Raw genomic sequence first — 26,094 nt, 5'->3', positions numbered from 1 at the left:
TCGCGTCCGGGCTGGCGAAGCCCGACGGCATTCGGGTGGTCGGCCGCGCCGAGGAGCGGGCGCTGCTGGGCGCTTTGCCGGTGCGGCGGCTGTGGGGCATCGGCCCGGTCGCCGAGGAGAAGCTCAATCGGCTGGGCATCGAAACCATCGGCCAGCTGGCCGCGCTGACCGACGCCGAGGCCGCGAACATCCTGGGCGCGACGATCGGGCCGGCGCTGCACCGGCTGGCCCGCGGCATCGACGACCGCCCCGTGGCCGAGCGCGCCGAGGCCAAGCAGATCAGCTCCGAGTCCACGTTTGCCGTCGACCTGACCAGCCTGGAGCAGCTTCGGGAGGCGATCGACCCGATCGCCGAGCACGCGCATCAGCGGCTGCTCCGCGACGGCCGCGGCGCCCGCACCGTCACGGTGAAGCTGAAGAAGTCCGACATGAGCATCCTGACCCGCTCGGCCACGCTGCCGTACGCGACGACCGAGCCCGGCGCTCTGGTCGCGGTGGCCCGGCGGCTGTTGCTCGACCCCCGCGAGATCGGGCCCATTCGCCTTCTGGGCGTTGGCTTTTCGGGGTTGAGCGACGTGCGCCAGGAGTCGCTGTTCCCGGACCTGGACCTGGCGGGGGAGGCCTCCGAGGGCCACTCCGCGGAAACGGTGGCGACGGCGACCGAGGCGATGTTCGCGCCGGCACCCGACGATTCCGGGTGGCGGGTGGGCGACGACGTCGCGCACCCCGACCTCGGGCACGGCTGGGTGCAGGGCGCGGGCCACGGCGTCGTCACGGCGCGCTTCGAGACCCGCAGCACGGGCCCTGGCCCGGCCCGCACGTTCCCGGCCGACACCGCCGAGCTGGTCAAGGCCAACCCGGTCGATTCCCTGGACTGGCCGGATTACCTGGGGAAGCTGCAGGTTGACGAGGTCTCAGCCCCACCGGGCGACGACGTCGCCGACCGGTAGCCCCGCCGCCAGCGCGGCCATCATCAGCACCCGGGCCTGGGGCGGTCGCAGCCGGGGCACCATCACCGCGCCGGCGGCCGCCATGGCGTGCCCGGGCCCGTAGCTCGCGCCGACCCGGCCGCCCGGGACGCGGGTGGACACCGCGACGGCCACCCCGGCGCGGCAATGGCGGGCCACCGCGTCGACCACCGCGTCGCCCGCGTTGCCCGAACCCAGCGCCTCGAGCACCACGCCCCGCGCCCCGGCGGCCACGCACGCGTCCAGGGCCACGCCATCGCTGCCCAGATAGGCGGCGACGATGTCGACCCGCGGGGCCGCCTTGGCGCTCAGCGCGCCGAGCTGGGGCCGCGTCTTCGTGCCGGCCAGCGTCACCCCGCCGTTCACCGTGCCGATCAGCTCACCGGCGAAGCCGCTCAGGTCGTTGGTCGCCACCTTGGTCAGCCCCAGCGGCTGCAGCACCCGGCCGGCGAAGCACAGCAGGACACCCAGGCCGCGGGCGCCGGGGCTGCCCGCGACGGCGAGGGCGGCGCGCAGGTTGGCCGGCCCGTCGGCGTCGGGGGCGTCGGCGCTGCGCATGGCGCCGGTGAGGACCACGGGGACGTCACCGTCATGGGTGAGCTCGAGCCAGAGCGCGCTCTCCTCCATGGTGTCGGTGCCATGGGTGACCACCACGCCGTCGGCGCCGCCGTCGACGGCCGACCGCACGGCCCCGCGGATCCGGTCCCAGTCGGCGGGCACCAGCTGGGAGCTGTCCACCGCCAGCACGTCGACGACGTCCACGTCGAGACCGGCCGCCAGATCGGCCGCGCCGTACGACGGCCGGTGCACGCCGTCCGCGCCGGTGTGAGTCGATATCGTGCCTCCGGTGGCGATGACGGTGAGCCGGCCCATGGTGGAATCATCGCGCACGCCGACCGCGAACACCGGTCGGCCCGCGTGCCCATTGGGGGATGATGTGAGAGTGCCCGAGGAACCTGAGCCCGTGACATCGACCGAGCAGGCCGAGGACGCCACGACCACCGAGCCGGAGCGCCCGGCGCGGCGGCTGCGGCTGCTGCTGTCGGTCGCGGCGATCGTGTTGGCCCTGGACATCGTGACCAAGGTGCTCGCCGTCAAGCTGCTGCCGCCCGGTCAGCCGGTGCCCATCATCGGCGACACGGTGACCTGGACGCTGGTGCGCAATTCCGGGGCGGCGTTCTCGATGGCGACCGGCTACACCTGGGTGCTGACCCTGATTGCGACCGGCGTCGTGGTCGGCATCTTCTGGATGGGGCGCCGGCTGGTGTCGCCCTGGTGGGCGGTCGGGCTCGGGATGATCCTCGGCGGCGCCATGGGCAACCTGGTCGACCGCTTCTTCCGCGCGCCCGGGCCGCTGCGCGGCCATGTCGTCGACTTCCTGTCGGTCGGCTGGTGGCCGGTGTTCAACGTCGCCGACCCGTCGGTGGTGGGCGGCGCGATCCTTCTGGTGGTGCTGTCGATCTTCGGCTACGACTTCGACACCGTGGGCAGGCGAAGGGCCGGCCAGCGTTGACGGATCGCTCGATGCCGGTCCCCGAAGGGCTGGCGGGCATGCGCGTGGACGCGGGGCTGGCCCGCCTCCTCGGGCTGTCCCGCAGCGCCGCCGCGGCCCTGGCCGAGGACGGCGGTGTGGAGCTGGACGGCGTGCAGGCGGGCAAGTCCGACCGGCTGACCGGCGGCGCGTGGCTGCAGGTGCGCCTGCCCGAGGCCCCGCCGCCGGTGGAGAACACGCCCGTCGACATCGAGGGCATGACGATCCTGTATTCCGACGACGACATCGTCGCGGTCGACAAGCCCGCCGCGGTGGCCGCGCACGCGTCGGTGGGCTGGAGTGGGCCGACGGTGCTCGGCGGACTGGCCGCCGCCGGTTACCGCATCAGCACGTCCGGCGTGCCCGAGCGGCAGGGCATCGTGCATCGCCTCGACGTCGGCACCTCCGGGGTGATGGTGGTGGCGCTGTCCGAGCGGGCCTACACCGTCCTCAAGCGCGCGTTCAAGCAGCGCACGGTCGACAAGCGCTATCAAGCTCTGGTGCAAGGACATCCGGATCCGTCCAGCGGGACTATCGACGCGCCGATCGGGCGGCACCGCGGCGGCGAATGGAAGTTCGCGGTGACGACCGACGGCCGGCACAGCCTGACCCATTACGACACGATCGAGGCGTTCGTCGCGGCGAGCCTGTTGGACGTGCACCTGGAAACCGGCCGCACGCACCAGATCCGGGTGCACTTCTCGGCGCTGCATCACCCGTGCTGCGGCGACCTGGTCTACGGGGCCGATCCGAAACTGGCGAAAAGACTTGGGCTCCAAAGGCAATGGCTGCACGCACGCTCGCTGTCGTTCGCCCACCCGGCCGATGGCCGGCGGATGGAGATCGTCAGCCCCTACCCGCCCGACCTGCAGCACGCGCTGGACGTGCTGCGCGGTGAGGGCTGATCATTCTGATGGTCGCCGACCCGTCCCCCAAGCTTCGCTGAGGGGTGCCCCCAGCGCTAGGGCTTCGCCGCGCTTGCGATCACTCGGCCGGCTTGCGCGCCTCGACGAGCAGGCGCACCGAGTGCGCGACGAAGGGCCCGTCTGCCTGGATGCGCTCGTGCAGTTCGCGCAGCCGCTCGCGGTGGGCGTCGACCGTGAAGTCCGGCACCGTCCAAATCACCTTGCGCAGGAAGTAGATAACGGCGCCGACGTCGAAGAACTCGGCGCGCATCCGCTCCATGCGCATGTCGACCACCTGCATCCCGGCGGCCTCGGCCTCGGCGCGCTGGACGTCGGGGTGCAACTCGGCCCACTTCTGCGGCTGCGGCCCGATGAAGTGTTCGACGAGCTCGGCCATCGTGGCGGGGCCGATCTGCTGGGCGAAGTAGGTCCCGCCCGGCCGCAGTACCCGGGCGATCTCGAGCCATCGCACCTCGATGGGGTGCCGGCTGGTCACCAGGTCGAAAGCCGAATCGGCGAACGGGAGCCGCGGCTCGTCGCCGGTGAGCACGACCACCACGCCGCGGGGATGCAGGCGCTGGGTGGCCAGGGCGGCGTTGGGTGGCCAGGATTCCGTCGCCGCCATCGCGGGCGGAAACCGCTCGGCCCCCGCGAGCACCTCGCCGCCGCCGGTGTCGAGGTCGCACGCGGCGGAGGCGCTCGCCAGGCGCCGGCTCATCTGGCGCTGGTAACCCCACGACGGGCGTTCCTCGCTGGCCCGCCCGTCCAGCCAGGAGAAATCCCAACCGTCGACCGGCGCTGAGTCGGCCTCCGCCACCAAGTCGTCGAAGGTGCGGGTCATGTCGAGCATGCTAGGCACTCTTCACGGCGTGCGGCAGACGAACTTGGTGCCGTTCATGTCGAGCCTGACCTCGCCCTGGTGTTCCCAGTACTGGAAACCCTGCCGGCCGTACCGGGCGCCGCTGCCTGACGGTTCGAGGAAGAGGATCTGCTGGTTGCCCTTCCAGTTGAGCACCGCCGCGGGCGGGTCGGTGTCGTTGTAGAACTGCGCGGTCAGCGGACCCGCGTCGGCGGGGCACTGGTAGGTGACCACGGGCGGGCTCAGGGTGCCCGGGTCGGCGATGGCCAACTGCACCAGCCGCGTCTGGTAGGCCTCGACCAGGCAGGTGCGCATCTCGGGGTTCTGTGCGCAACCGTCGCGGGCGGTCGCCCAGCCGTTCTGCGCGGCCGTCAGCGCCCCCTGGTCGGCACCGGGCCGGGTCAACGCCTGCTGATACGCCGCCTGCAGGCGGTGGTCGAGGTCGGTCAGTTGCGGGTCGGCGCACACCGACTGCTGGGCCGCGTTGCCCGGGTGCGCGCAGTCCAGCGCCGCCGCGGTCGGGGGAGTGCTGGCCGTGCTCGCCGGGGTGGTGCTGGCCGGCGGCGGATCCGTCTTCGCGCCGCAGGCGCCCAGCACCAGTGCCGCGATGACGGCGGCGAGCAGTCGCATACGTGCTGACTACCCGCTGCGGGCCGCCCACCGGTGTGCGACACGCCGCGAGACGGTCAGACGGTGGCCCTGTTGGCCTCGCCCGATGCGATCTCGGGCGCCAGCGGTGCGATCGCGCCGATGATCGCGGTCACCGTTGCGGCGTCGACCCCGGCCGCGGCCAGCGCGTCGGACAGGTGCCCGGCCACCAGGTTGAAGTGGTGCATCGTGATCCCGCGCCCCTGATGCACCTGCTTCATCGGCGCGCCGGTGTAGGGCTCGGGCCCGCCGAGGGCGGCGGCGAAGAACTCCACCTGTTTGCCCTTGAGGCGGCTCATGTTCGTCCCGCTGAAGAAGCCCGCGAGCTGGTCGTCGGCGAGAACTCGAACGTAGAAGTCCTCGACCACGACTTCGATCGCCTCGTGCCCGCCGATCCGGTCGTAGACGGTGACCGACGGGGTGCGGAAGCGTGCCAGAATTTTCATAAGTTGGATTGGAACATCTCGGCGTTGCCCCGCAGTTAGTTGGCAATCACGCACGGATGTCTTTGCGTAACAAGCGGATTGCCCGCTTTTGACGCCCGCGCCGACCGAGGCGTGAGGCGGTCGGGCGCTTTACATGCCGGAAATCCGCACCGGGTCGCGTCGATGATGTCCTAGGTTGGGTTAATGACTCACGTCACATCAATCACACAGCCCCACCAGGCGGTCGTGGTCATCGGGCAGTCCAGCTGCCATTGGGGGGCCGACACCATCAGGAGCGAAAGCCGATGAATCTTGGTGACTTAACGAGCTTGGTCGAAAAGCCGCTCGCGAACTTGGTCGAGAAGCCGATCGCGGCGATGTCGCACATCGTCAACACCCCGAACTCGGCGGGGCGCTATCGACCGTTTTATCTGAGGAATCTGCTCGACGCGGTGCAGGGCCGCACGCTCGACGAGGCCGTCGGCGGCAAGATCGTCCTGATCACGGGGGGATCGTCGGGCATCGGCGAGGCCGCCGCGAAGAAGATCGCCGAAGCGGGCGGCGAGGTGGTGCTGGTGGCCCGCACCCGGGAAAACCTGGAGAAGGTGGCCGACGAGATCCGCGACGGCGGCGGCAGCGCGCACGTCTACCCGTGCGACCTGTCCGACATGGACGCGATCGCCGCGATGGCCGACCAGGTGCTCGGCGACCTCGGGCGCGTCGACATCCTGATCAACAACGCCGGGCGGTCCATCCGGCGCTCGCTGGAGCTCTCCTACGACCGCATCCACGACTATCAGCGGACGATGCAGCTGAACTACCTGGGCGCGGTCCAGCTCATCCTGAAGTTCATCCCCGGGATGCGGGAGCGCGGCTTCGGGCACATCGTCAACGTCTCCTCGGTGGGTGTGCAGACCCGCGCGCCGCGCTTCGGCGCATACATCGCCAGCAAGTCCGCCCTGGACAGCCTGTGTGATTCCCTGCAGGCCGAAACCGTCAACGACGGCGTGAAGTTCACCACCGTGCACATGGCGCTGGTGCGCACCCCGATGATCAGCCCGACCACGCTCTACGACAAGTTCCCGGCGCTGACGCCGGATCAGGCGGCCGGGGTGATCGCGGACGCGATCGTGCACCGGCCCCGGCGGGCCAGCTCGCCGTTCGGCCAGTTCGCCGCGGTCGCGGACGCGGTGAACCCGGCGGTGATGGACCGGGTGCGCAACCGCGCGTTTGCCATGTTCGGCGACTCCCATGCCGCCAAGGGTGACGAATCGTCAAGCGATTCACCGGAATTCGACAAGCGCAGCGAGACGTTTGTGCGGGCGACGCGCGGGATACATTGGTGACATCATGAGCCTTCCGAAACCCGACATCCAGACCACCGTCGTCATCACCGGCGCATCCTCGGGCATCGGCGCCGAGCTGGCCCGCGGGCTGGCCCGCCGCGGCTTCCCGCTGCTGCTGGTGGCGCGACGCCGGGAACGCCTCGACGAACTCGCCAACGAGGTGGGCCAGGAGTACTCGGTGGCGGTCGAGGTGCAGCCGCTGGACCTCGGCGATGCCAAGGGCCGCAACAAATTGGCGGACCGGCTGCGCGCCGAGCCGATCGCCGGCCTGTGTAACAGCGCCGGTTTCGGCACCAGCGGGGTCTTCCACGAGCTGCCGCTCGAGCGCGAAAGCGAAGAGGTGACGCTCAACGCGCTGACGCTGATGGAGCTCACCCACGCGGCCCTGCCCGGCATGGTCGAACGCGGCGCCGGCGCGGTGATGAACATCGCCTCGATCGCCGGTTTTCAGCCGGTGCCCTACATGGCGGTCTACTCGGCCACCAAGGCCTTCGTGCAGACGTTCTCCGAGGCCATCCACGAGGAGCTGCACGGGACGGGGGTGTCGGTGACGTGCCTGTGCCCCGGCCCGGTGCCGACCGAGTGGGCCGAGATCGCCAACGCCGAGCGGTTCAGCATCCCGATCGCGCAGGTCTCGCCGCACGACGTCGCCGAGGCCGCGATCGGCGGGATGCTGGCCGGCCGGCGCAGCGTGGTGCCCGGGGTGGTGCCCAAGGTGGTCAGCACCGGCGGCAGGTTCGTCCCGCGCAGCCTGCTGCTGCCGGGGATCCGGATCGGTAACCGCTTCCGCGGGGGGCCCAACCGCTGATTCACCGAGGGGTGGGGCACCTCCCGCTTGCGAGCGTCACGCCAGCGTGGCATTGAGCGCCGAGCGTCACGCCAGCGTGGCGGTCGAGGGCGTTAGGCTCCGCTCATGGCCGCTGTTGACCTGACCGCCGACGTACCGATGAGCCCGCAGGAGATGTGGGACCGCGTCGCCGACCTCTCCGACCTGGGCGATTGGCTGGTGCTGCACGAGGCGTGGCGCAGCGAGCTGCCCGAGGTGCTCGGCGAGGGCGTCCAAGTCGTCGGCGTGGCCCGCGCCAAGGGCTTCCGCAATCGGGTGACGTGGACGGTGACCACCTGGGACCCGCCGCATCAGGTCGCGTTGTCGGGGTCGGGCAAGGGCGGCGCCAAGTACGCCGTCACGCTCACCGTGCGGGGCGGTCAGGAGGGATCGACGCTGGGACTGCGCCTCGACCTGGGCGGGCGGGCGTTGTTCGGGCCGGTCGGCTCGGCGGCGGCGCGGGCCGTCAAGGGGGACGTGCAGAAGTCGCTGAAGAACTTCGTCGAGCTATACGGCTAGCGCGGCGGGCCGTCGCGAATCAAACCCAGACACACTTCGCGACACGCCCGAAACCCGTCGGTCCGCGGTCTTAGACTGGCGTCCCTATGAACCACTCCTCCTTCGTGCACCTGCATAACCACACCGAGTACTCGATGCTGGACGGTGCCGCGAAGATCACGCCGATGCTGGCCGAGGTGGAGCGGCTGGGAATGCCCGCGGTCGGGATGACCGACCACGGAAACATGTTCGGCGCCAGCGAGTTCTACAACGCGGCGACGAAGGCCGGGATCAAGCCGATCATCGGGGTCGAGGCCTACATCGCACCCGCTTCTCGCTTCGACACCCGGCGCATCCTGTGGGGCGACCCCAGCCAAAAGTCCGACGACGTCTCCGGCAGCGGCTCCTACACGCACCTGACGATGGTCGCCGAGAACGCCACCGGCCTGCGCAACCTGTTCAAGCTGTCCTCGCTGGCGTCGTTCGAGGGCCAGCTCGGCAAGTGGTCGCGGATGGACGCCGAGATCATCGCCGAACACGCCGAGGGCATCATCGCCACCACCGGCTGCCCGTCGGGCGAGGTGCAGACCCGCCTGCGGCTGGGACAGGACCGCGAGGCGCTGGAGTCGGCCGCCAAGTGGCGCGAGATCTTCGGCGCCGACAACTACTTCCTCGAGCTGATGGACCACGGGCTGTCCATCGAGCAGCGCGTGCGCGAGGGGCTGCTCGAGATCGGCCGCAAGCTGGACATCCGCCCCCTGGCGACCAACGACTGCCACTACGTCACCCGCGACGCCGCCCACAACCACGAGGCGCTGTTGTGCGTGCAGACCGGCAAGACCCTGTCGGATCCCAACCGGTTCAAGTTCGACGGCGACGGCTACTACCTGAAGTCGGCCGCCGAGATGCGCCAGCTCTGGGACGACCAGATTCCCGGCGCCTGCGACTCGACGCTGCTGATCGCCGAGCGGGTGCAGCCCTACGACGACGTGTGGGCGCCGCGCGACCGGATGCCGGTCTTCCCGGTGCCCGAGGGCCACGACCAGGCGTCCTGGCTGCACCACGAGGTGATGGCCGGGCTGCGGCGGCGGTTTCCGTCCGGCGTCGGCCAGGACTACATCGACCGCGCCGAATACGAGATCAAGGTCATCTGCGACAAGGGCTTCCCGTCGTACTTCCTCATCGTCGCCGACCTGATCAACTACGCCCGGTCGGTCGACATCCGGGTGGGCCCCGGGCGCGGTTCGGCGGCCGGCTCGCTGGTCGCCTACGCGCTGGGCATCACCAACATCGACCCGATTCCGCACGGGCTGCTGTTCGAGCGGTTCCTCAACCCCGAACGCCCGTCGGCACCCGACATCGACATCGACTTCGACGACCGTCGCCGCGGTGAGATGGTGCGCTACGCGGCCGACAAGTGGGGTCAGGACCGGGTGGCGCAGGTCATCACCTTCGGCACCATCAAAACCAAAGCCGCGCTGAAGGATTCGGCGCGCATCCACTACGGCCAGCCCGGCTTCGCCATCGCCGACCGGATCACCAAGGCGTTGCCGCCGCCGATCATGGCCAAGGACATCCCGCTGTCCGGCATCACCGATCCGAACCACGAGCGGTACAAGGAGGCCGCCGAGGTGCGCGGCCTGATCGAAACCGATCCCGACGTGCGCACCATCTACCAGACGGCGCGCGGCCTGGAGGGCCTGATCCGCAACGCCGGCGTGCACGCCTGCGCGGTGATCATGAGCAGCGAGCCGCTCACCGAGGCCATCCCGCTGTGGAAGCGGCCGCAGGACGGGGCCATCATCACCGGCTGGGACTACCCGTCGTGTGAGGCCATCGGCCTGCTGAAGATGGACTTCCTGGGCCTGCGCAACCTGACGATCATCGGCGACGCGCTGGAAAACATCAAGGCCAACAGGGGAATCGACCTCGACCTGGAATCGGTGCCGCTGGACGACAAGCCGACGTACGAGCTGCTGGGCCGCGGCGACACGCTCGGGGTGTTCCAGCTCGACGGCGGGCCGATGCGCGACCTGCTGCGCCGCATGCAGCCCACCGAGTTCAACGACATCGTCGCCGTGCTGGCGCTGTACCGTCCGGGCCCGATGGGCATGAACGCCCACAATGACTACGCCGACCGCAAGAACAACCGGCAGGCGATCAAGCCGATCCACCCGGAGCTCGAGGAGCCGCTGCGCGAAATCCTTTCGGAGACTTACGGCCTGATCGTCTACCAAGAGCAGATCATGTTCATCGCCCAGAAGGTGGCCTCCTACACGATGGGCAAGGCCGACGCGCTGCGCAAGGCGATGGGCAAGAAGAAGCTCGAGGTGCTCGAGGCCGAGTACAAGGGCTTCCAGGAGGGCATGACCGCCAACGGTTTCTCCGAAAAAGCGGTGAAAGCGTTGTGGGACACCATCCTTCCGTTCGCCGGGTATGCGTTCAACAAGTCGCACGCCGCCGGCTACGGCCTGGTGTCCTACTGGACCGCCTACCTGAAGGCCAACTATCCGGCCGAATACATGGCCGGTCTGCTGACGTCGGTGGGCGACGACAAGGACAAGGCCGCGGTCTACCTGGCCGACTGCCGCAAGCTCGGCATCACCGTGTTGCCGCCGGACGTCAACGAGTCCCTGGTGAACTTCGCGTCGGTCGGCCAGGACATTCGCTTCGGCCTGGGCGCGGTGCGCAACGTCGGGGCCAACGTCGTGGGCTCGTTGATCAAGACCCGCAACGAGAAGGGCAAGTTCACCGATTTCTCGGATTACCTGAACAAGATCGACATCGCGGCCTGCAACAAGAAGGTCACCGAGTCGCTGATCAAGGCGGGCGCGTTCGACTCGCTTAGCCACGCCCGCAAGGGTCTGTTCCTGGTGCACACCGACGCGGTCGACTCGGTGCTGGGCACCAAGAAGGCCGAGGCGATAGGGCAATTCGACCTGTTCGGCGGCGACGGCTGCGGCACCGAGGATTCCGTGTTCACCATCAAGGTGCCCGAGGACGAGTGGGAGGACAAGCACAAGCTGGCCTTGGAGCGCGAGATGCTCGGCCTGTACGTGTCGGGGCATCCGCTCAACGGGGTGGCGCACCTGCTGGCCGCCCAGGTGGACACCCAGATTCCGGCCATCCTGGACGGCGATGTCCCCAACGAGACGCAGGTGCGCGTGGGCGGCATCCTGGCGTCGGTCAACCGGCGGGTGAACAAGAACGGGATGCCCTGGGCGTCAGCGCAATTGGAAGACCTCACCGGCGGCATCGAGGTGATGTTCTTCCCCCACGCGTATTCCGCCTACGGCGCCGACATCGCCGACGACGCGGTAGTGCTGATCAACGCGAAGGTCGCCATCCGTGACGACCGCATCAGCCTGATCGCCAATGAGCTTGTGGTGCCGGACTTTTCCAACGCCCAGCCGAACCGGCCGATCGCGGTCAGCCTGCCCACCCGGCAGTGCACCATCGACAAGGTCAGTGCGCTCAAGCAGGTGCTGGCGCGCCATCCCGGCACCGCCCAGGTGCACCTGCGGCTCATCAGCGGAGACCGGATCACCACCCTGGAGCTGGACGCCTCGCTGCGGGTGACGCCTTCGCCCGCGCTGATGGGCGACCTCAAGGAGCTGCTGGGCCCCGGCTGCCTCGGCAGCTAGTGCATCGCGGCGCGCCTAGGGCGACGCCACGTCCACCCGAACCATCGCGCTGTCGGCCCACAACCCGCGATCGCGTGCACGCCGCAGCTTCTCGCGCACGCACAGGTTTCGGTGCACGTTGGTGACGCCCGGGATCTTGAGCAGCGGCACGATGTTCCACTGCCAGCCGTAGCGGCGGTGCAGGAGGCGATTCGCCCGCTCGGCGTCGTCGCCCGAGAGGATGGTGGCGCGGCCCGCGACCGTCGTCGCGCCCGGCCGGACCCGGCCCCGATAGTCGCACGCGGTGAGTTCGACGTCGCGGCGCGCGGCCAGCCGCTTCGTCTTCGGCCCCACCTTGGTGCGGAACAGCAATGCGTCGCCGTCGAACCCGAACCAGATCGGGGTGTCGACGGGGGTGCCGTCGCGGCGAAACGACCGGAGCAGGGCGTAGCGGGCCGCGGCCAGCCCGTCGAGTGAATGTGTGTGCATGGCCCCAGTCAACGACTTAGAGTTGGCTCTAAGTCAAGGAGGCCGGAATGAGCGCACAGCTGACCATCGGCGAGGTGGCCCGCCAGGCCGGCGTCGCCGCGACCACGCTGCGCTACTACGAACAGATCGGGTTGGTGCCGCCGCCGGTGCGGCTGGGTGGCCAGCGTCGCTACGACGATTCGGTGCTGGCCCGGCTGGAGGTCATCCGGCTGTGCAAGTCGGCCGGCTTCGCGCTGGAGGAGATCCAGCTGCTGTTCGCCGACGACGCCCCCGGGCGGCCCGCCAGCCGCGCGCTGGCCGAGGCCAAACTCGCCGCCATCGACGCGCAGATGGAGTCGCTGGCCCGGGCGCGCGCCGTGATCGAATGGGGCATGCGCTGCACGTGTCCCTCAATCGACGCATGCACGTGCGGGATTCATACCGCGTTGCCCGCCTGAGCAAAGGAGTTCCATGAGCCAGCCGCCCACCATCGCGGTGCAGAACTTCTCCCACGTCTGCATCGGCGTCTCCGACATCGAGGCGTCGCGCGAGTTCTACACCGCGGTGCTGGGCATGGACGTCGTGTTCGACATCGAACTCGACGGCGCGGGCCTGGCCGCGGTGACCGGCGGGGTCACGCAGCGGGGCCGGATGATCGGCGGGCTGATCGGCGGCGCCATGGTCGAACTGCTGTCGTTGGGCGAGGTCCCCGAATGCCCGAGCGGGCCGCACCTGGGCTACACCAACGTCTCGTTCCGCGTCGACGACCTCGACGCCACCTACGACGCCGTGCGGCGCGGGCATCCCGACGTCCGCGCCGAGCCGCCCGTCGACATCGGCGGGGTGCGGATGTTCTTCATCCACGACCCCGACGGCACGCCCATCGAATTGCTGCAGCTGCCCGCCGGCATATCGAGCACGCTGCAGCTGTGGCGCCCCGATACCGCGTGATGTGTTCCGCGCCACTACCCACGCACGTACGCTCACACACATGACGACACCCGAGCGTCCCGTCACCCTCTGCGAGGCGTTTGCACGCAACGCGTCGATCGATCCGGACGCCGTCGCGCTCCGCACGCCCGGCGACACCCAGACGCTGACGTGGACCGAGCTCGCGGCGCAGGTGCGCAAGGTCGCCGCGGGCCTGGCCGGCCTGGGGGTCGGCCGCGGCGACACGGTCTCGCTGATGATGGCCAACCGCATCGAGTTCTACCCGTTCGAGATCGGCGCCCAACACCTGGGCGCCACTTCGTTTTCGGTGTACAACACGCTGCCCGCCGAGCAGCTGACGTACCTGTTCGAAAACGCCGGCACCAAGGTCGCGATCTGCGAGGAGCAGTACGTCGACCGCATCCGCGCCAGCGGCGCGCCGATCGAGCACATCGTCTGCATCGACGGTTCGCCGCCGGGCACGATCTCGGTGGACGACGTGTACGCCGCCGCGCGCGAGGGCTTCGACTTCGAGGCCACCTGGCGGGCGGTGCGGCCCGACGACGTCGTCACGCTCATCTACACCTCCGGGACCACCGGAAACCCCAAGGGCGTCGAAATGACCCACGCCAACCTGCTTTTCGAGGCCTACGCCCTCAACGCCGTCCTCCCGTCGCAGTTCGGCGACCGGGTCACCTCCTACCTCCCGACGGCCCACATCGCCGACCGGGTGATGGGCCTGTACGGCCTGGAGGTGTTCGGCGCCCAGGTGACGGTCGTCTCCGACGTCCGCGCCATCGCCGCCGCGCTGGCCGACGTGCGGCCCACGGTGTGGGGCGGGGTGCCCCGCGTGTGGGAAAAGCTCAAGGCCGGAATCGAATTCGCGATCGACAACGAGGCGGACGAGGTCAAGCGTCAGGCGCTGCGGTGGGCGATGTCGGTGGCCGCCAAGCGCGGCGCTGCCCTGCTGGCCGGTGAGCCGATCGCCGACGAGCTGGCCGCCGAATGGGCCCAGGCCGACGAGCTGGTGCTGTCCAAGCTGCGCGAGCGGCTGGGCTTCGGTGAACTGCGCTGGGCGGTTTCGGGGGCGGCGCCCATCCCCAAGGAGACGCTGGCGTTCTTCCTCGGTCTGGGTGTTCCGATCGCCGAGGTGTGGGGGATGTCGGAGCTCAGCTGCGTCGCCAGCGTCAGCCACCCCCGCGACGCGCGCCTGGGCACCGTCGGCAAGCTGCTTCCCGGGCTCGAGGGCAAGGTCGCCGACGACGGCGAGTTTCTGGTGCGCGGTCCGCTGGTGATGAAGGGGTATCGCAAGGAGCCCGCCAAGACCGCGGAGGCGATCGATGCCGACGGCTGGTTGCACACCGGCGACATCATGGAGGTCGACGACGACGGCTATCTGCGGATCATCGACCGCAAGAAGGAGCTGATCATCAACGCGGCCGGAAAGAACATGTCGCCGGCCAACATTGAGACCACCGTCCTGGCCGCCTGCCCGATGGTCGGCGTGATGATCACCATCGGCGACGGTCGGCCCTACAACGCCGCGCTGATGGTCTTCGACGCCGAATCGGTCGCTCCATACGCGGCCCAGCACGGCCTGGCCGACGCGTCACCCGCGGCGCTGGCCGCCCACCCCGACGTCATCGCCCGGATCGCCGCGGGCGTGGCCGAGGGCAACGCCAAACTGTCCCGGGTGGAACAGATCAAGCGCTTCCGCATCCTGCCATCGCTGTGGGAGCCCGGCGGCGACGAGATCACGCTGACCATGAAGCTCAAGCGCAAGCCGATCCTGTCGAAGTACGCGACCGAGATCGAGGAACTCTACGCGCCCGAGCTGCACCCGGACGTGCACGAGCCTTCGGCCGCGACGGTGCAGCCGGCATGAGCGGGGGGCCGGGGTCGACCGCCCGTGAATTTGGCCGAGCCGGCGCACGAAAGCTGCTGCAGCGCACCGGATTAGTCGCGGAGTCGACGACGCCGCTGCCGACCGACCCGGCGGAGGTCGCCCAGTTGCTCGCGGCGCCGTGGTACGACGAGCGGCTGCGCGGGCTGGCCGACGAGCTCGGGCGCGACCTGGCCGACGTGCGCGCCGAGGCCGCCAGCTACCTGCGGGAGATGGCGCCCTCGCTGGACGAGCGGGCGGTGCGGGGATGGCGCAGCTTCAGCTGCTGGCTGATGCGGGCCTACGACGTGCTGGTCGACGAGGACCAGATCGCGCAGCTGCGCAGGCTGGATCGCAAAGCCACACTGGCGTTTGCCTTTTCGCACCGCTCCTACCTGGATGGCCTGTTGCTGCCGGAAGTGATTCAGGCCAACCGGCTCTCGCCCGCGCTGACTTTCGGCGGGGCCAACCTGAACTTCTTCCCGATGGGGGCGTGGGCCAAGCGCACCGGCACCATCTTCATCCGGCGCCAGACCAAAGACATTCCGGTGTACCGCTTCGTGCTGCGCGCCTACGCCGCTCAGCTGGTGCAGAACCACGCCAACCTCACCTGGTCGATCGAGGGCGGGCGCACCCGGACCGGCAAGCTGCGGCCGCCGGTGTACGGCATCCTGCGCTACATCAGCGACGCCGTCGACGAAATCGACGGCCCCGAGGTGTATTTGGTGCCCACCTCGATCGTGTACGACCAGCTGCACGAGGTCGAGGCGATGACCACCGAGGCCTACGGCGCGACGAAGCGGCCCGAGGATTTCCGTTTCCTGATCCGGCTGGCGCGCCAGCAGGGCGAGCGGCTCGGCCGGGCCTACCTGGACTTCGGTGAACCGCTGCCGCTGCGCAAGCGCCTCGAGGAGCTGCGCGCCGAGGAGTCTCAGACGGGCACCGAGATCGAGCGCATCGCGCTGGACGTCGAGCACCGGATCAACCGCGCCACCCCGGTCACCCCGACCGCGGTGGTGAGCCTGGCCCTGCTGGGCGCCGACCGGTCGCTGTCCATCAGCGAGGTGCTGGCCACCGTGCGACCGCTGGCGAGCTACATCGCCGCGCGGAACTGGACGGTGGCCGGCGCCGCCGACCTGACGAACCGCTCGACGATCCGCTGGACGCTGCACCAGCTGGTGGCCTCGGGCGTGGTCAGCGTGTACGACGCGGGCACCGAACCCGTCTGGGGCATCGGCGAAGACCGGCATCTGGTCGCGGCGTTCTACCGCAACGCCGCCATCCACATCGTGGTCGACCGCGCGATCGCCGAGACGGCGTTGCTGGCCGCCGTCGAAGACGCCGAGGCCTCGGTCGAGGGCTTGGTGTTGCCGTCGGCCGTGCGCGACGAGGCGCTGGCCCTGCGCGAGTTGCTGAAGTTCGAGTTCCTGTTCTCGGCGCGCGCCCAGTTCGAAAAGGAGCTCGCCGACGAGGTGCGGCTGATTGGGCGGGTGGAAGACACCAGCAAGGCCGCCAGCGCCGCCGACGTGCGGGGGCTCCTGGAGAAGGCCGACCTGCTGCTGGCGCACCTGGTGTTGCGTCCGTTCCTGGACGCCTACCACATCGTCGCCGACCGGCTGGCCGCCTACGACGACGAATCATTCGACGAGGGCGCGTTTCTCGCCGAGTGCCTCGAGGTGGGCAAGCAATGGGAACTGCAACGCAGGATCGCCAGCGCCGAGTCGAGGTCGATGGAATTGTTCAAGACCGCCCTGCGGTTGGCCCGCCACCGCGAGCTGGTGGACGGCTTCGAGGATCTGACCATCGCGAACCGGCGCCGCGAGTTCGCCGACGAGATCGCCACGGCGGTCCGGCGCGTCAACGCGATTGCGGGCCTGGCCGGTGCGCGGTAGGCGGCACCCCGGCGGGGTAACGCCGTTGCGCATCAGCGGCCGGGTGGTACCGGCATGTCGGTGTGCCGAACCCGGTTTCCGCCAGCACGTTTCGCCTCATACATCGCGAGATCGGCCTCGTTCACGAGGCGCTCGATCGTGTCCCTGTCCACGCTTTCGGCCCGCGCGCGCAGCGGAAGACTGCTGACCCCCAGGCTGGCCGTCACGCCCCACGGTGTGCCGGCGATCGCCTGGCGCATCGCCTCGGCGGTCTGCAGGGCCTCGGAGGTGCCGGCCATCTCGGCGACCAGGAATTCCTCCCCGCCCACCCGCGCGATAACGGTTCTTTCGGTGCCGACCCGCCTCAGCGTGTCGGCGACGGACACCAGGATGCGGTCCCCGGCCGCGTGGCCGTACGTGTCGTTGATCCGCTTGAAGTTGTCGAGATCGACCATCAGCACGCTGAGGCACGATGTGCGCCCGTCGGCCGCTACCAGTTTCGCGGCCGATCGATAGAACCCCCTGCGGTTCCGCAGGCCGGTGAGCGGATCGGTCGAGGATTTCAGTGCGTCCACCGAAAGCCAGTGCACGAGCACCTGTCCGCAGAACGGCACCGCCAGGATCCCCGCGCTGACCAACAGGAAGTTGGCCGCCGCCATCGATGCGTCACCGGACGTAGCGATACGCACCGCGCACGCCGCGGCCGCACCCAGGGCGGTGCCGAGCGTGAAAACCAGCAGGCGGGCGGAGTGGCAAAACGCGACGTAACCCGCGAGGCCGCCGAATGCCGCGCAACTCAGCATTCCGCTCCGCGGGTCGGCCTCCGTCACGCACACGGCGGCGATGCCGATCGTGCCCACCACCGAAAACACTTGCGATTCAACGCGTCCGGGCCAGCGTCGCACCCACACCAGCACCATGCCCGCCAGGCACGCGACGAACACCGCCGCGAGACCGCGCCGCGCGGGAGTCTGCATGCCCGAGGGGCTGTTCAGCATCAGCAACGTCGCCGTGGCCAGGATGGACAGGATGCCGACCATCAAGTACCGGATGAAGGGTTTCAACCCGCGCGCGCCGAGGTAGTCGGAGAACCAGTCGTAGTGATCCGGCTGCCGCCACCACACGCGCATCCAGTGCATTCCGCGACGCCCCTAACCCCTGCCTTCGCCGTATGCTACTGACCGCCGATAGAATCGGGAGCCGATTATGACCACCGTCGACAATCCCATTCCGCCGCAGGACTTGTCGGGGATCGTGGGTTGCCGGTTCATCTACACCTACGCCAACGGCTGGCGCTACGAGATGTACGTCAAGAACGACCGCACCATCGACTATCGAATCCATTCCGGCCACGTCGGCGGGCGGTGGGTCAAGGGCCAGGAGGTCGACCTCGTACAGCTCGACGACGACAGCTACAAGATCTCCTGGACCGAGCCCACGGGCACGTCGGTGGCCGTCAACGTCATGCCCGGCAAGCGGCGAATCCACGGCGTGATCTTTTTCCCCAGTGGATCCGACAGCACGGCGAGCGCACGGTGTGCTTCCAGAACGAGCACCTCGACCAGATGCGTGCCTATCGTGATGAGGGACCGACCTACCCGATCTTCACCGTGCCCGAATTCGCCTACATCACGCTGTTCGAGCGTGTCGGTGCCGACGACGAATCGGTGATCGACGTGGCCCCCGACCGGCTTCCGCCTGGCTGGGCCGACCGCACCAATTGACGCGTCGCGGCGGCGGTCGGGCTGGCGGTCAAAGCCGAAACGTGTCGGACCCCCCTGCGATGATGAATTCATGTCGCCGATCGCATCGCCTCCCGTGGAGGTGAATCCCGCTGAGCGGCTTGACGTATTGTTCGACGAGCTGGCCGAGTTGGCCGGACAGCGCAACGCGATCGACGGGCGCATCGTCGAGATCGTCGCGGAGATGGATCGCGACGAGCTCTGCGGCGCCACCGGCGCGCGGTCGGTCGCGGCGTTGGTGGCCTGGAAGATCGGCTTGTCGTCCGCGAACGCCTACACGATCACCACCGTCGCGCGGCGGCTCGAGGAGTTCCCGCGCTGCGCGCAGGCCATGCGGGAGGGGCGACTGTCACTGGACCAGGTCGGCGTCATCGCGGCGCGGGCGGGTGAGGGATCCGATGAGCATTACGCGAAGTTGGCCCGGGTCGCCACGGTCAACCAGCTGCGCACCGCGGTCAAGCTGGAACCGCGCCCCCAACCCGATGCTCGGCCGCAACCGCAACCCTCGATCACCAAGACCGCCGACGAGGACTTCAGCTGTTGGCGGATCAAACTTCCGCACCTGGATGCGGCGAAATTCGACGCCGCACTGGCGTCTCATCGCGATGCGCTGGTCGCCGAGTGGAAGCGCGATCGCGGCAATGAAGGCTGCGCGTCCAATGCCGCGCCGCCGTTACCGGGCACGCTAGAGGCGTTCATGCGCCTGGTCGAGGCCGGTTGGGATGCCGAGGCGGCGCGTCGGCCGCACGGGCAGCACACCACGGTGGTGGTGCATGTCGATGTCGAGCAACGCGCCGCCGCGTTGCATCTGGGTCCGCTGCTCACCGACGCCGAACGCCGATACCTGACCTGTGATGCCACGTGTGAGGTTTGGTTCGAGCGGGACGGCGAGGTGATCGGCGCCGGCCGGGCGACCCGCCAGATCAACCGGCGGCTTCGCCGCGCGCTCGAGCATCGCCACCCCACCTGCGCGGTTCCCGGCTGCGGCGCCACCCGCGGTCTGCACGCCCACCACATCCGCCATTGGGAAGACGGCGGCCCCACCGAGCTGGCCAACCTGGTGCTCGTTTGCCCCTATCACCACCGGTTGCACCACCGTGGCGGCATCACGATCACCGGACCCGCCGACCATCTCGTCGTCACCGACGGCTCGGGCCGCCCGCTGAGCGCGGGATCGCTTGCCCGCGCGCCCAACCGCGCCCCGCCCGCCGTGCCGCCTTGGTCCGGGCCCTCCGGCGAGCGCGCCGACTGGTGGTGGTACGACCCCTTCGAGCCGCAGCCACCGCCAACGAACAACTAGCCACCCACCTCCGGTTCGCCGAAAAGGTCGTGAGCATGCTCTTCTCATGATCCGAATGGCAACGCCACAGGACGCGGACGCTATCGCCGACATCTACGCGCCGTTTGTGCGCGACACCGCAATCTCATTCGAGACGGTGCCGCCCGACGCCCAGGAGATGCGGTCGAGGCTGACCGCGACCCTGGCCGGCCTGCCCTGGTTGGTGATGACGAACGGCGACGCCATCGTGGGATACGCCTACGCGAGCCCCCACGGCGAGCGGGCCGCATACCGCTGGTCGGTGGACGTGTCGTTGTACCTGAGCAGGTCACACCACCGGCAGGGGCACGGTCGACGAATGTATGGCGTCTTGTTCAATGTGCTTGCCGCACAGGGATACATCAATGCCTACTCCGCCATCGTGCTGCCCAACCCGGCAAGCGTCGGCCTGCATGAGGCGATGGCCTTCGATCGCGTCGGCGTCTTCCATGGTGTGGGCTTCAAGTTGGGGAGGTGGTGGGACATCGTGACATCGGCTGGTGGCATCGCCCGCTCGCCGATCCGCCCGCGCAGCCCGGCGACCCGCGGCCATGGTCGGACCTACCGGCTCACACACTCGAGCTCGCGCTCGGAGGGCACACTGGGTAATGGTTTGGGGAAGGTCTGCGCCACGTACCGAATCGAGGAGTCGATGAGTGACAAGTCCGGCGAGGCCACCCGCCCGCTGATCGCGTTCACCACCGCTGACAACGCGCCGCCGATCACACCGGCCCCCATCAGCCGGCCGTGGATGTCGGCGATGCGAAACGGTTGGCCGAACCGGTGCCTGCCGATGCTCATCGCCAACCAAAGTGGCTGGGAATTGCGCAATCCGTGCGCGTTCACCGCCACGTGGATGGGCGGGGACGAGAGCATGGGGGTGATCATCGCGCCCGACCGGCGCGACCCCGGTCAGCTCCTGCCGTTCAGCCACTTCGGTCACGGCATCTTGACATGGCACCTGCCGATGCTGTTTCGCACCCCGCCCGGCTACAACCTGCTGGTCCGCGGGCCGGCCAACTACCCCAAGGACGCCGTGTCGCCGCTGGAGGGCGTCGTCGAGACCGACTGGGCCACATCGAGTTTCAGCATGAGCTGGCAGATCACCCGGAAGATGATGCCGGTGCGGTTCGAGGTCGACGAGCCGATCTGCATGATCGTCCCGCAGCGCCGGGCCGAGCTGGAAGAGTTCGCCCCGGAGATCCGGCCGATCGAGTCCGACGAGGACGTGCGCCGCAAGCACGAGTTCTTCCTCCGCTCGCGCAACGAGCTGGGCCAGGCCCAGGCCGCGACCAACACCGCCGTCGGTGAAAAAGTGCCGTGGCAGGGCGACTACACGCGCGGCAGGCATTCCGACGGCGAGGCCGGGGCCCCCGACCACCAGACGCGCATCCACCTTCGCCCGTTCGTCGAGACGCGGCCGTAGGCGATCTCGACCGCACCGGCGCCCGCCGGGCGCGCGGCATAGAGTTGGTGCCATGCCGCTTTCAGGGGAGTACGCGCCGAGCCCATGGGACTGGTCCCGCGAACAGGCCGAGAAGTACGAGCAGTCCGGCGGGACCGAGGCCACGGACATGAAGGGGAAACCCATCATCGTGCTGACCACGATCGGGGCCAAGACGGGCAAGCTCCGCAAGACCCCGTTGATGCGGGTCGAGCACGACGGTCAGTACGCGATCGTCGCCTCGCTCGGCGGGGCGCCGAAGCACCCCGTCTGGTACCACAACGTCGTCAAGAACCCCCGGGTCGAGCTGCAGGACGGCGGCACCACCCGCGAGTACGACGCCCGCGAGGTGTTCGGCGATGAGAAGGCCCTCTGGTGGGAGCGCGCCGTCGAGGCCTGGCCCGATTACGCCGAGTATCAGAAGAAAACGGACCGCCAGATCCCGGTGTTCGTGCTGACCCCGGCGGGCTGAATTCCGAAGTTGGCTCCCCGGCGTGGCACCATTGATCGGTGTCCGCCGAACTGAGCCAGAGCATGGGGCCGGCGCCTCTGCTGTCCGGGGCTGACATCGACGGTGCGGCCAAGCGCATCGCCGCGGTCGTCACGCCGACGCCGCTGCAATTGAGCGATCGGCTGTCGGCGATCACCGGCGCGAACGTCTACCTCAAGCGGGAAGACCTGCAGGTGGTGCGCTCCTACAAGCTGCGCGGTGCCTACAACCTGCTGGTGCAGCTGTCCGACGAGGAGCTGGCGGCCGGGGTGGTGTGCTCGTCGGCGGGCAATCACGCGCAGGGCTTCGCCTACGCGTGCCGGACCCTGGGCGTGCACGGCCGGGTCTACGTGCCCGCCAAGACCCCCCAGCAAAAACGCGACCGGATTCGCTACCACGGCGGGGAGTTCATCGAGCTGATCGTGGGCGGAACGACCTACGACCTGGCCGCCGAGGCCGCGCTGGCCGACGTCGAACGCACCGGCGCCACGCTGGTGCCGCCGTACGACGACCTGCGCACCATCGCCGGCCAGGGCACCATCGCCGTCGAACTGCTCGATCAGCTGGACAGGCTCGGCGCGGGGGAGCCCGACCTGGTGGTGGTCCCGGTCGGCGGCGGCGGCTGCATCGCGGGCATCACCACCTACCTGGCCGAGCGGACGGCGAACACGTCGGTGCTGGGCGTCGAACCGGCCGGCGCCGCGGCGATGATGGCCGCGCTGGCCGCCGGCGAGCCGGTGGAGCTGGACCACGTCGACCAGTTCGTCGACGGCGCCGCGGTGCGGCGCGCGGGCACGCTGACCTACGCGGCGCTGGCGGCGGCCGGCGACATGGTGTCGATCACGGCGATCGACGAGGGCGCGGTCTGCACCGCGATGCTGGATCTCTATCAGAACGAGGGCATCATCGCCGAGCCCGCGGGCGCGCTGTCGGTCGCGGGGCTGCTGGAAGCGGATATCGAGCCCGGTTCCACCGTGGTGTGCCTCATCTCGGGTGGCAACAACGACGTGTCGCGCTACGGCGAGGTGCTCGAACGCTCGCTGGTGCACCTGGGCCTCAAGCACTACTTCCTGGTGGACTTCCCGCAGGAGCCCGGCGCGCTGCGCCGGTTCCTCGACGAGGTGCTGGGCCCCGACGACGACATCACCCTGTTCGAGTACATCAAGCGGAACAACCGCGAGACCGGCGAGGCGCTGGTCGGCATCCAGCTGGCGTCCTCGGCCGACCTGGACGGCCTGCTGGCCCGGATGCGCGCGACCGAACTCCACGTCGAACGCCTGGAACCCGGCTCGCCGGCCTACCGCTACCTGCTGTTCTAGACGCCGGGCCGCGCTGCATGGACCAGCAGTATGGACCCGGCGCGGGCGGGTTCGGTCTGGTCGGCGCCAGCATCACCGTTTTCCTTGTCCTGCTTGCTTGGCTGGCGATTGGGGTTGCCCGGCGCGGGCCCCCGTTCCGGACGCTCATGGGAAGGGTGTCGGAAACGCTGACCTGGGCCCGTGACCGGATCGGCGACCGGGGGTGGTCGCTGGCGCGTCGGTGGCCCGAGAGCGAGGTCGCCGGTGCCGCGCTGCTGCTCGGGATGGTCGTGGTCGTCGCGCTCGCGGTCGGCTTCAGCGAGGTGCTCGAGGACGTGCTCGAGGGCGACGGCATCGCCGGAATCGACCAGCCGGTGACCCGCTGGCTCGCGGCCCACCGCGAGCTGTGGCTGACCGCCGCCCTGCGGGCGGTCACGATCGCGGGCGGACCGCTATTCCTGACTGCGGTCGCGTTCCCGATTTCCGTTGCCGCGGGTTACCGGTGCCGGTCATGGCGGCCCGTGCTGCTCGCCCTGGTTGGCGGCGGTGTGGTTCCGCTGGTGCTGTTCATCGCCAAGGCCCTGGTAGGCCGAAAACGCCCGCCCCTGCCGTTCGCCCTCGTCGACGCGGACGGGTATTCGTTCCCGTCCGGGCACGCCACCGGCACCGCCGCGATCATGGTGATCTCCGCGTGGATGCTGACCCGCTGGCTGATCCTGCGGTGGGCCGGGCGGGTGATCGTGTGGACCGTCGCGATCGGCTCGGCGTTCCTGATCGGGTTCTCGCGGGTGTATCTGGGAGTCCATTACGTCAGCGACGTGCTCTCCGGCTGGATGCTGGGCCTGGCCTGGGCCGGCACCGTCATCCTCGTCGGAACCTGGTGGGACGACAGCCGGCGCGTTGCCGCCGTGAGGCTCAGGCCCGGCGCTCCCTGAGGTATCCCGGCACCGGCAGCGCCGGGGCGAGGTCCGCGGCCGGCACCGGCGCCCCGGCCGTCACGCGCAGCGGCACCACTCCCGCCCAGTAGGGCAACGCGCAATCCTCCGGATCGTCCTCCGGGCCGCCGGCGCGCACCTTGGCCGACACCTCCAGCAGGTCCAGCGCGAGCATCCCGGTGGCAGCCAGCTCGCGCGGATCGGGGGGCCGGCAGTCGGCGGCGCGCCCGGGCGCGATGTGGTCCAGCAGGCCCGCCAGCGCCCGCGATTTCTCGCCCGCGTCGTCGACGACGCGCGCGGCGCCCAGCGCGACCACCGAGCGGAAGTTCACCGAGTGGTGCATGGCGGCGCGCGCCAGCACCAGCCCGTCGACCAGGGTGACCGTGACGCACACGGGCAGGCCCGACGGGGCCGCCCTGGCGGCGAGCAGGGGACCCCCGCCGGTCGAACCGTGCAGGTAGAGCGTCTCGCCGAGGCGGACGTGGGTGGTCGGCAGGACCACCGGGCGGCCGGCGCTGAGGTAGCCCAGGTGGCAGATCGGCGACTCGTCCAGGATCCGGTGCACGGTCTCGCGGTCGTAGCGGGCGCGCTCCCGGTAGCGGGTGGGCGTCGTGCGCGGAGTCGGCTGGTATCCGGTGTCCATTGCGTGTGCCTTTGTTCTAGTACATAATTAATTGCGTGCCAGTACAAAACAGCATAACCGGAACGGGCGCGGAGTCCATAGCGGCCAGCATCGAAGAGGCGGTCTCGACCGGCGCGCTGGCGCCCGGTGACGCCCTGCCGCCCGTCCGGGAACTGGCCGCCCAGCTCGGCGTCAACGCCAACACCGCGGCGGCGGCCTACCGCCTGCTGCGCCATCGAGGGGCCGTGGAAACGGCCGGTCGCCGCGGCACCCGGGTGCGGCACCGCCCGGCGACCACCCCCCGGTCGCTGCTCGGGCTCGACGTCCCCGCCGGGGTGCGCGACCTGTCGGCCGGCAATCCCAACCCCGCCCTGTTGCCCCTGGCGGGCGCCACGCTGCCCGCCCCGGTGATCGGCCGCCCGGTGCTGTACGGGCAGCCGGCCATGTCGGCGGCGTTGGTCGAGTTCGCCCGGGCGGCGCTGTCCGCCGATGGCGTTGCGGCCGAACACCTCGCGGTGACCAGCGGGGCGCTCGACGGCCTCGAGCGCGTCCTGACCGCCCATCTGCGTCCCGGCGACCGGGTCGCGGTCGAGGACCCGGGCTGGGGGAACGTGTTCGATCTCCTTGCCGCCCTGGGGCTTTCGGCCGAGCCGGTCCGGGTGGACGACGATGGACCGCTGCCCGCCGACCTGGCGGCGGCGCTGGACCGCGGTGTGCGCGGGCTCATCGTCACCACGCGCGCCCAAAACCCCACGGGCGCTGCGCTATCCGCCGAGCGCGCCGACGCATTGCGGCAACTGCTGGCGCGCCGGGGCGGTGACGTGCTGCTCATCGAAGACGACCACTGCGCCGGCATCTCCGGCGCGCCGCTGCACACCCTGGCCGGCGCGACCCGGCATTGGGCGTTCGTGCGGTCCGCGTCCAAGGCGTACGGGCCCGACCTGCGGGTGGCCGTCCTCGCCGGCGACCACCGCACCGTCGAGCGCGTGCACGGGCGGCTGCGGCTCGGGCCGGGCTGGGTGAGCCACCTGCTGCAGGACCTGGCCGTCAGCCTGTGGTCGGACGGGGCGGCCGCGCGCCTGATCGCCATGGCCGAGCGGCAATACGCCGACACCCGCCGGGGGCTATTCGCCGCCTTGGCCGAGCGTGGCGTCGCCGCGCACGGCAGGTCCGGGCTCAACGTGTGGATCCCCGTGCCCGACGAGACCGTCGCGATCACCCGGCTGTTGCGCGCGGGCTGGGCCGCGGCACCCGGCACCCGATTCCGGATCGGCACGCCGCCGGGCATCCGCGTCACCATCGCGGACCTGACCGCCGGCGAGATCGGCCCCCTGGCCGACGCGATCGCCGAGGCAGTGCGCAGCGCGGGCCGCCCCAGCGTCTAGATCAGGCCCCTTCGGGGCCACCCAGGCCGGGACCGGTCCACAACAGCGCGACGCTGCGGTCCCGCGGCGCCTCGTCGACC

General features: G+C 69.9%; 24 protein-coding genes and 2 pseudogenes. 19 read left to right on the top strand and 7 right to left on the bottom strand.

The genetic code is table 11. The annotated features are described in order from the left end of the window. Positions 1-950: DNA polymerase IV (locus WU80_RS17675; protein ID WP_156371800.1), on the top strand; the 950-nt coding region annotated here is incomplete at its 5' end. Here WU80_RS17675 and WU80_RS17670 read toward each other — a convergent pair. After that, complete coding sequence (locus WU80_RS17670; RefSeq protein WP_055404093.1) at positions 915-1,841, bottom strand: asparaginase; 927 nt, start codon at positions 1,839-1,841, stop codon at positions 915-917. The two genes, WU80_RS17675 and WU80_RS17670, sit on opposite strands and share 36 nt — an antisense overlap. A 70-nt stretch (positions 1,842-1,911) precedes the next feature. Between WU80_RS17670 and lspA the strand changes: the two genes are divergently transcribed. Both lspA and WU80_RS17660 read left to right on the top strand, forming a co-directional pair. Beyond that, the gene (gene lspA / locus WU80_RS17665) at positions 1,912-2,481 is read left to right on the top strand and encodes a signal peptidase II (protein ID WP_156349621.1); all 570 of its coding nucleotides are present in this window, start codon (positions 1,912-1,914) and stop codon (positions 2,479-2,481) included. Next, a complete protein-coding gene (locus WU80_RS17660; protein WP_055404074.1) occupies positions 2,478-3,404 on the top strand; it encodes an RluA family pseudouridine synthase in 927 nt (308 codons plus the stop codon). The genes lspA and WU80_RS17660 overlap by 4 nt, the downstream gene beginning before the upstream one ends. A gap of 79 nt (positions 3,405-3,483) precedes the next feature. Here the strand turns inward: WU80_RS17660 and WU80_RS17655 are convergent, their stop codons facing one another. From WU80_RS17655 to WU80_RS17645, 3 genes are read right to left on the bottom strand one after another with little or no spacing between them, the layout of a single operon-like run. After that, positions 3,484-4,245, bottom strand: a complete 762-nt coding sequence (locus WU80_RS17655) for a class I SAM-dependent methyltransferase (RefSeq protein ID WP_055404094.1) — start codon at positions 4,243-4,245, stop codon at positions 3,484-3,486. A gap of 21 nt (positions 4,246-4,266) precedes the next feature. Next, the gene (locus WU80_RS17650; protein ID WP_055404075.1) at positions 4,267-4,893 is read right to left on the bottom strand and encodes a lysozyme inhibitor LprI family protein; all 627 of its coding nucleotides are present in this window, start codon (positions 4,891-4,893) and stop codon (positions 4,267-4,269) included. Positions 4,894-4,949: 56 nt separating this feature from the next. Beyond that, entirely contained in the window at positions 4,950-5,357 is a 408-nt protein-coding gene (locus WU80_RS17645; protein ID WP_055404076.1) for a group 1 truncated hemoglobin, read from the bottom strand. Positions 5,358-5,641: 284 nt separating this feature from the next. Here WU80_RS17645 and WU80_RS17640 point away from each other — a divergent pair, with 284 nt between their 5' ends. The 4 genes from WU80_RS17640 to dnaE all read left to right on the top strand — a co-directional run bounded on the left by WU80_RS17640 (position 5,642) and on the right by dnaE (position 11,650). Next, a complete protein-coding gene (locus tag WU80_RS17640; RefSeq protein WP_055404077.1) occupies positions 5,642-6,682 on the top strand; it encodes an SDR family NAD(P)-dependent oxidoreductase in 1,041 nt (346 codons plus the stop codon). A gap of 4 nt (positions 6,683-6,686) precedes the next feature. Beyond that, complete coding sequence (locus WU80_RS17635) at positions 6,687-7,490, top strand: SDR family oxidoreductase (RefSeq protein WP_055404078.1); 804 nt, start codon at positions 6,687-6,689, stop codon at positions 7,488-7,490. A gap of 105 nt (positions 7,491-7,595) precedes the next feature. Then, the gene (locus tag WU80_RS17630) at positions 7,596-8,027 is read left to right on the top strand and encodes an SRPBCC family protein (RefSeq protein WP_055404079.1); all 432 of its coding nucleotides are present in this window, start codon (positions 7,596-7,598) and stop codon (positions 8,025-8,027) included. A gap of 86 nt (positions 8,028-8,113) precedes the next feature. Next, a complete protein-coding gene (gene dnaE / locus WU80_RS17625) occupies positions 8,114-11,650 on the top strand; it encodes a DNA polymerase III subunit alpha (protein ID WP_055404080.1) in 3,537 nt (1,178 codons plus the stop codon). Between the two features lie 15 nt (positions 11,651-11,665). On the opposite strand, the gene WU80_RS17620 is transcribed toward dnaE, so the two are convergent. After that, on the bottom strand, positions 11,666-12,118 hold the full coding sequence (locus tag WU80_RS17620) for a PPOX class F420-dependent oxidoreductase (protein ID WP_055404081.1): 453 nt from the start codon (positions 12,116-12,118) through the stop codon (positions 11,666-11,668). 47 nt (positions 12,119-12,165) lie between these two features. Between WU80_RS17620 and WU80_RS17615 the strand changes: the two genes are divergently transcribed. Genes WU80_RS17615 through WU80_RS17600 form a run of 4 tightly spaced genes read left to right on the top strand, consistent with a single transcriptional unit; the run spans position 12,166 to position 16,801 of the window. Further along, on the top strand, positions 12,166-12,555 hold the full coding sequence (locus tag WU80_RS17615) for a MerR family transcriptional regulator (RefSeq protein ID WP_055404082.1): 390 nt from the start codon (positions 12,166-12,168) through the stop codon (positions 12,553-12,555). A gap of 13 nt (positions 12,556-12,568) precedes the next feature. After that, positions 12,569-13,048, top strand: coding sequence for a VOC family protein (locus tag WU80_RS17610; protein ID WP_055404083.1), 480 nt, complete (start codon positions 12,569-12,571; stop codon positions 13,046-13,048). A gap of 40 nt (positions 13,049-13,088) precedes the next feature. Next, a complete protein-coding gene (gene fadD11, locus WU80_RS17605; protein WP_055404084.1) occupies positions 13,089-14,912 on the top strand; it encodes a fatty acid--CoA ligase FadD11 in 1,824 nt (607 codons plus the stop codon). Further along, positions 14,909-16,801, top strand: coding sequence for a lysophospholipid acyltransferase (locus WU80_RS17600; RefSeq protein ID WP_055404085.1), 1,893 nt, complete (start codon positions 14,909-14,911; stop codon positions 16,799-16,801). Before fadD11 ends, WU80_RS17600 begins: the two co-directional genes overlap by 4 nt. Before the next feature lie 32 nt (positions 16,802-16,833). On the opposite strand, the gene WU80_RS17595 is transcribed toward WU80_RS17600, so the two are convergent. Beyond that, a complete protein-coding gene (locus tag WU80_RS17595; protein WP_231633849.1) occupies positions 16,834-17,820 on the bottom strand; it encodes a GGDEF domain-containing protein in 987 nt (328 codons plus the stop codon). 166 nt (positions 17,821-17,986) lie between these two features. Between WU80_RS17595 and WU80_RS17590 the strand changes: the two are divergent. The 7 genes and pseudogenes from WU80_RS17590 (at position 17,987) to WU80_RS17560 (ending at position 24,007) form a co-directional block, all read left to right on the top strand. After that, positions 17,987-18,504: pseudogene (locus WU80_RS17590) on the top strand (phenolic acid decarboxylase). Between the two features lie 70 nt (positions 18,505-18,574). Then, positions 18,575-19,822: an HNH endonuclease signature motif containing protein gene (locus tag WU80_RS17585; RefSeq protein WP_055404087.1), complete on the top strand. Its 1,248-nt coding sequence runs from the start codon at positions 18,575-18,577 to the stop codon at positions 19,820-19,822. 55 nt (positions 19,823-19,877) lie between these two features. After that, positions 19,878-20,449, top strand: a pseudogene (locus WU80_RS17580) (N-acetyltransferase family protein). A gap of 43 nt (positions 20,450-20,492) precedes the next feature. After that, a complete protein-coding gene (locus WU80_RS17575) occupies positions 20,493-21,266 on the top strand; it encodes a DUF6065 family protein (protein WP_055404095.1) in 774 nt (257 codons plus the stop codon). Positions 21,267-21,318: 52 nt separating this feature from the next. After that, on the top strand, positions 21,319-21,756 hold the full coding sequence (locus WU80_RS17570) for a nitroreductase family deazaflavin-dependent oxidoreductase (RefSeq protein WP_055404088.1): 438 nt from the start codon (positions 21,319-21,321) through the stop codon (positions 21,754-21,756). Positions 21,757-21,794: 38 nt separating this feature from the next. Continuing rightward, a complete protein-coding gene (ilvA, locus tag WU80_RS17565) occupies positions 21,795-23,093 on the top strand; it encodes a threonine ammonia-lyase (protein WP_055404089.1) in 1,299 nt (432 codons plus the stop codon). A 17-nt stretch (positions 23,094-23,110) separates the two neighbouring features. Then, positions 23,111-24,007 (top strand): phosphatase PAP2 family protein, encoded by an 897-nt coding sequence (locus tag WU80_RS17560; protein ID WP_055404090.1) that lies wholly within the window; start codon positions 23,111-23,113, stop codon positions 24,005-24,007. On the opposite strand, the gene WU80_RS17555 is transcribed toward WU80_RS17560, so the two are convergent. Beyond that, entirely contained in the window at positions 23,988-24,650 is a 663-nt protein-coding gene (locus WU80_RS17555) for a pyridoxamine 5'-phosphate oxidase family protein (protein WP_055404091.1), read from the bottom strand. The genes WU80_RS17560 and WU80_RS17555 overlap by 20 nt on opposite strands. A 35-nt stretch (positions 24,651-24,685) precedes the next feature. Here WU80_RS17555 and WU80_RS17550 point away from each other — a divergent pair, with 35 nt between their 5' ends. Then, positions 24,686-26,014 carry an aminotransferase class I/II-fold pyridoxal phosphate-dependent enzyme gene (locus WU80_RS17550; RefSeq protein WP_055404092.1) on the top strand — a complete coding sequence of 443 codons (1,329 nt, stop codon included), beginning with the start codon at positions 24,686-24,688 and terminating at the stop codon, positions 26,012-26,014. Positions 26,015-26,094: the final 80 nt, after the last annotated feature.

Origin of the sequence: Mycobacterium sp. UM_11 (assembly GCF_001414075.1) — a bacterium.
Lineage (GTDB): Bacteria > Actinomycetota > Actinomycetes > Mycobacteriales > Mycobacteriaceae > Mycobacterium.
The sequence above is the reverse complement of the archived record's forward strand: the minus strand, read 5'-3'. Positions and strand labels throughout refer to the sequence as shown.

Coding starts and splice junctions, on each gene's coding strand:
- WU80_RS17595 (WP_231633849.1), bottom strand. CDS start 17,820: ATGGTCGGCATCCTGTCCATCCTGGCCACGGCGACGTTGCTGATGCTG.
- WU80_RS17615 (WP_055404082.1), top strand. CDS start 12,166: ATGAGCGCACAGCTGACCATCGGCGAGGTGGCCCGCCAGGCCGGCGTC.
- WU80_RS17600 (WP_055404085.1), top strand. CDS start 14,909: ATGAGCGGGGGGCCGGGGTCGACCGCCCGTGAATTTGGCCGAGCCGGC.
- WU80_RS17610 (WP_055404083.1), top strand. CDS start 12,569: ATGAGCCAGCCGCCCACCATCGCGGTGCAGAACTTCTCCCACGTCTGC.
- WU80_RS17630 (WP_055404079.1), top strand. CDS start 7,596: ATGGCCGCTGTTGACCTGACCGCCGACGTACCGATGAGCCCGCAGGAG.
- WU80_RS17655 (WP_055404094.1), bottom strand. CDS start 4,245: ATGACCCGCACCTTCGACGACTTGGTGGCGGAGGCCGACTCAGCGCCG.
- WU80_RS17670 (WP_055404093.1), bottom strand. CDS start 1,841: ATGGGCCGGCTCACCGTCATCGCCACCGGAGGCACGATATCGACTCAC.
- WU80_RS17585 (WP_055404087.1), top strand. CDS start 18,575: ATGTCGCCGATCGCATCGCCTCCCGTGGAGGTGAATCCCGCTGAGCGG.
- WU80_RS17575 (WP_055404095.1), top strand. CDS start 20,493: ATGAGTGACAAGTCCGGCGAGGCCACCCGCCCGCTGATCGCGTTCACC.
- WU80_RS17560 (WP_055404090.1), top strand. CDS start 23,111: ATGGACCAGCAGTATGGACCCGGCGCGGGCGGGTTCGGTCTGGTCGGC.
- WU80_RS17555 (WP_055404091.1), bottom strand. CDS start 24,650: ATGGACACCGGATACCAGCCGACTCCGCGCACGACGCCCACCCGCTAC.
- dnaE (WP_055404080.1), top strand. CDS start 8,114: ATGAACCACTCCTCCTTCGTGCACCTGCATAACCACACCGAGTACTCG.
- WU80_RS17570 (WP_055404088.1), top strand. CDS start 21,319: ATGCCGCTTTCAGGGGAGTACGCGCCGAGCCCATGGGACTGGTCCCGC.
- WU80_RS17635 (WP_055404078.1), top strand. CDS start 6,687: ATGAGCCTTCCGAAACCCGACATCCAGACCACCGTCGTCATCACCGGC.
- WU80_RS17650 (WP_055404075.1), bottom strand. CDS start 4,893: ATGCGACTGCTCGCCGCCGTCATCGCGGCACTGGTGCTGGGCGCCTGC.
- fadD11 (WP_055404084.1), top strand. CDS start 13,089: ATGACGACACCCGAGCGTCCCGTCACCCTCTGCGAGGCGTTTGCACGC.
- WU80_RS17640 (WP_055404077.1), top strand. CDS start 5,642: ATGAATCTTGGTGACTTAACGAGCTTGGTCGAAAAGCCGCTCGCGAAC.
- WU80_RS17620 (WP_055404081.1), bottom strand. CDS start 12,118: ATGCACACACATTCACTCGACGGGCTGGCCGCGGCCCGCTACGCCCTG.
- WU80_RS17645 (WP_055404076.1), bottom strand. CDS start 5,357: ATGAAAATTCTGGCACGCTTCCGCACCCCGTCGGTCACCGTCTACGAC.